We start from the raw sequence: 3,823 nt of genomic DNA, 5'->3' as shown, positions 1-3,823 counted from the left end.
TCACTGACCTGCTCCGCCGCGGCCGCGGAGGCCGGTTCGTCCTGGTCCTGGATCTTGATTTCGGATCTTGGTCCCGAGTCCGGGACCGCGCCGTCGGCGGACTTCTGGGCCTCGGGGCCCGTGGGCTCTGGCGCGCCCACGGGCCCCGAGTCGTTGCGCAGCGTGAGCGTGTCAGTAGCTCTTCTTCGCCGGCCGCAGGTGCAGCTCGGTGATCTCCGCGGTGGGTGGGAGCCGGATCAGGTAATTGACGAGATCGGCCACGTCGGCCGCTTGGACGAGCAGCTCGGGTGCGTACTCACGGCCTTCCCGGGCATAGATCGCCTCCTGCCTCGGGGTCGCCGTACGGCCGAGATGGATGGTGGTCACCCGGATGCCGTCGGCGTTGATCTCCTGGCGCAGGCTGTCGGCGAACCCCCGCATGGCGTGCTGGGTGGCGGCGAACACGCTGGTGCCCGCGCCGGCCCGGATGCCCTGAGTGGAGTTGACGATGACGATGTCGGCGCCGCGGTCGGCCCCGGCGACCCGCAGCGCCGGCAGCAGCCGCTGGGTGAGTGCGTATGGTGCCCGGACGTTCGCGAGGTACTGGGTGTCGAGATCGGCCAGCGACACGGCGTCCACCCGGGCGCTTCCGTAGGCGCCGGCGCTGTGCACCAGATGATCGACGCGGCTGTAGCGGTCCGTGACCTCGGCGGTGAACGTGACGACGGCCGCGTCATCGGTCAGATCGAGGCGCACCGGCGTCAGGGTGCCCGGACCGCTCGCCTCCTTGCCGAGGGCGTCGAGCCGGGTCTGGTCGCGCCCGAGCGCGAGGACGGTGGCTCCGCCCGAGGCCAGCCGCAGCGCGGTGGCCCGGCCGATGCCGCTCGACGCACCGGTCACCACGGCGACCCGCCCGGCGAGCGGAACCTCGTCCGCCGCCGGGTCGCCCGCGCCGGATCCGTTCGGGGCCGCCGTCATGCGTTCTGGTGGGAGAACACCAGCATCGCGTCCTCCCGCGGCGGCGCGGTGTCGTAGGTCAGGCAGATGTCCTCGGGAATCCGGCTCAGGTCGGTGCCACGCAGGTAGTCCCGCATGGTCGTGCCGGTGCACTCCGCGTCGACGTTCGGCGCTCCGACGTGGTTGACCACGTCATCGAAGTGGACGGTGCGGAAGTCCATGCTGAACCGGGTGCGGCCGGAGTTGTTCGGCACCGAGGAGTGCAGCTGGGCCGCCGAGAAGATCATTATGCCGCCGGAGGGGGCGACCACCCGGGTCTGCGGAAAGATCTCCACCTCCTCCTCGGGCTTGGGCTGCTTACGGGTGTCGGACTTGATGTGCTTCGCGGCGTCGGCCCGGTTCTTCGCGTTCCACTCGTAGTAGTCGTAGTCGCCGGAACCGTTCTTCACGCCCTGGGAGAAGTAGCGCGGGTGGAAGGCCATGGCGTTCTCCGGCACGATATCGAAGATCGGCATCCACCAGTTGAGCTGGCAGAACGGTGCCGAGTACCAGGTGTCGCGGTGCGGGTGGAAGGCGTAGGCGATGCCCGAAGTGAGGTAGTCGTCCGACGTCGAGGTCCGCAGCCGGGGCACGTCGAAGTAGGTCTTCGACAGGTCGCAGCCGTGCTCGGCGAGAATCGCCGGCAACAGTTCCTTGCAGGTGGGGTGGTGGATGAACCGTGGCTTCAGCTCGGCGAGCAGGGCCGCGTAGTCCTCGACCGGCATGTGGTACTGCGCCGTCTCGGGGTCGAGATCGCCGAAGGCCTCGCGGATCAGGGTGCGGCTGAACTCGACGAACTCCCGCGTCGCGGGCCTGGGCGCGTAGACGAACAGCTCGCCGGCGTAGAGCCTCGCCCGCCGCTCGTCATCGGACAACGTGGATTCGACCAGTACCGAACTCATCAGGTTCCCCCTCGGAACGAACATGGGTGAGAAGCAGCCGGGCCATGGCGAGTTCGTCCGGCGTGGTGACATGGATGTTCGCCGGCTCGCCGGGGACGACCACGACCAGGCCGCCGGCCGCGGCGACCATCGCCGAGTCCTCGACGGCCTCGCGGGCCTCCGCGTGCACGGAGCGCAGCAGGTCCGCCCGGAAGGCGTGCGGGGTCTGCACGAGCCGGTGGGTCTCCCGCGGCAGCGAGGCCCCGGTGACCAACCGGGGGGTGTCGTCGGGGGGGCTGCCGAGCACCGTCGAGCGGATCTCCTTGACGACCTCGGTGAGCGGGAGCCCGGGTACGGCCGCGTCGGCGCCGGCGCGGACCTCGTCGATGACCCGCTGGTACAGGGCGGGAGTCGCGAGTGGATGGGCGGCGTCGGTGACCACGATGACCCCGGCGTCCGCGGGCACGGCCGCCAGCCCCGCCCGGACGGACTCGGCTCGGGTGGCGCCGCCAGCGACCATCCGCACTCCGTCCGGCGGTGACCAGTGGCCGATCAGGGCGGCGGGGACGACCACGACGATGCCGTCACTGGCGGGCCGCGCAGCCGCGACCGGATGGGCGAGCAGGGGCTCACCCCCGAGGTCGAAGAACTGTTTCGGCCCGCCGAAACGCGTGCCGCCGCCGCCGGCCAGCACGATCGTCCAGACCGGGCCGCTGTTCCCGGTGCTCCCCGCACCGTTGGCGACGGCGACAGCGGTGTCGGTCACCGCCGGGCTCCCGCGGGCGCGGCGCTGGTGACGTCGCTGCTGGTGACGTCGCTGAGCAGATCGACGCCCACCAGGGCATCGGCCGCCGCCGCGACGGTGTCGAACGGCAGGTCCGCGCGGTCGGCGATGTCGAGCAGGCTGTGCGTGCCGTCGGCCAGGTTCAGCACCCACAGCAGGCCCATCTCGATCGCCTGGCGGTTCATGGTGGCCCCGATGGCGCGGTACAGGCCCCGCCGGCCGAGCTGCGGCTCCCCGTACGGGGTGGTGTTGCGCCAGATGCGGTCGCGCTCGCAGATGTCGATCGTCCGCAGCAGGATCGCGAACGAGTCGGCCAGTGACTGCGGGGTCACGAAGTCGAGGTCGTCCGCGGACGTGTGGTATTGCGGATAGTCGCCGTGCTGGCCGCGCCCGAACCGGCCGACGGGCAGGTCGAAGCCAGGGGAGCAGAACTGCCGTTCGTCGTAGCCGTAGGGGGAGAAGTCGACGACCCGGTGCGGCCGCCCGGTCTCGGCGAGCGCCGCCGCCGCGGCCCGGTCGACGGCGGCGTTACCCCGCCGGCTGCGCTTGTAGGTCGGGTCCGACCGGTCGCCCAGGCCGGTCAGCACCAGCCCGTGCCGAATGCGCCCGACGGTGTCGCGGTTGCGCGCGAGCCAGGTGATCGATCCGATCGTGCCGGGGATGAACAGCAGCCGGAAGGTGTGCCGGCGGGGCAGCCCGGCCAGGGTGCGGGCCAGCAGGGTGGCCGTGGCGATGCCCGAGCAGTTGTCGTTCGCCATCGCCGGGTGGCAGGTGTGGGTCGTGATGAGGAACTCGTCGTCCGTGGTCCCGGGCAGCACGATCTCGCCGTAGGTCAGCGACCCCGCGGTGAGGGTGGTGTCGATCTCCACGTCGTACTCGCCGTCGGGCAGCGCGGCGAGCTGCCGGTCGGTCAGGCAGAAGCCCCAGTTCTCGGTGTAGTAGGAGGTCCGGTAGGGCACCCAGTCCGGGCGGTCCGGCATCGAGAACAGGTGCGGGCGCAGCTCGTCGAGGGACAGCCGGGCGCGGACCGGTGTGCTGTACCCCAGCAGGTGCAGCGGGTTGTCAGCGGCGTCGACGACGGTCTTGCCGTCCGGGCCGGTCAACCGGGCCGAGGTGACGTTCCATTCCCGGGGCACGGTCCAGTCCAGGACCGGTGTCCCGCTGGGGACCTCGTGCACCGTGA

4 protein-coding genes are annotated in these 3,823 nt (G+C 71.2%); all 4 read right to left on the bottom strand.

All coding sequences use genetic code 11. The annotated features are described in order from the left end of the window. Positions 1-171: 171 nt before the first annotated feature. Positions 172-957, bottom strand: a complete 786-nt coding sequence (locus AC08ON_RS14470) for an SDR family oxidoreductase (protein WP_476608031.1) — start codon at positions 955-957, stop codon at positions 172-174. Beyond that, positions 954-1,877, bottom strand: coding sequence for a phytanoyl-CoA dioxygenase family protein (locus AC08ON_RS14465; RefSeq protein WP_476608032.1), 924 nt, complete (start codon positions 1,875-1,877; stop codon positions 954-956). The genes AC08ON_RS14470 and AC08ON_RS14465 overlap by 4 nt, the downstream gene beginning before the upstream one ends. Next, entirely contained in the window at positions 1,840-2,622 is a 783-nt protein-coding gene (locus AC08ON_RS14460; protein ID WP_476608033.1) for an IspD/TarI family cytidylyltransferase, read from the bottom strand. Before AC08ON_RS14460 ends, AC08ON_RS14465 begins: the two co-directional genes overlap by 38 nt. Continuing rightward, positions 2,619-3,823, bottom strand: a 1,205-nt coding sequence (locus tag AC08ON_RS14455) for a DUF4910 domain-containing protein (RefSeq protein ID WP_476617152.1), incomplete at its 5' end; no start/stop codon positions are given. The genes AC08ON_RS14455 and AC08ON_RS14460, both read right to left, overlap by 4 nt.

The sequence above is a fragment of the Frankia sp. CoWAU3 genome, assembly GCF_977971855.1.
This window is presented reverse-complemented; position numbering and strand designations above follow the sequence as displayed.

Coding starts and splice junctions, on each gene's coding strand:
- AC08ON_RS14470 (WP_476608031.1), bottom strand. CDS start 957: ATGACGGCGGCCCCGAACGGATCCGGCGCGGGCGACCCGGCGGCGGAC.
- AC08ON_RS14465 (WP_476608032.1), bottom strand. CDS start 1,877: ATGAGTTCGGTACTGGTCGAATCCACGTTGTCCGATGACGAGCGGCGG.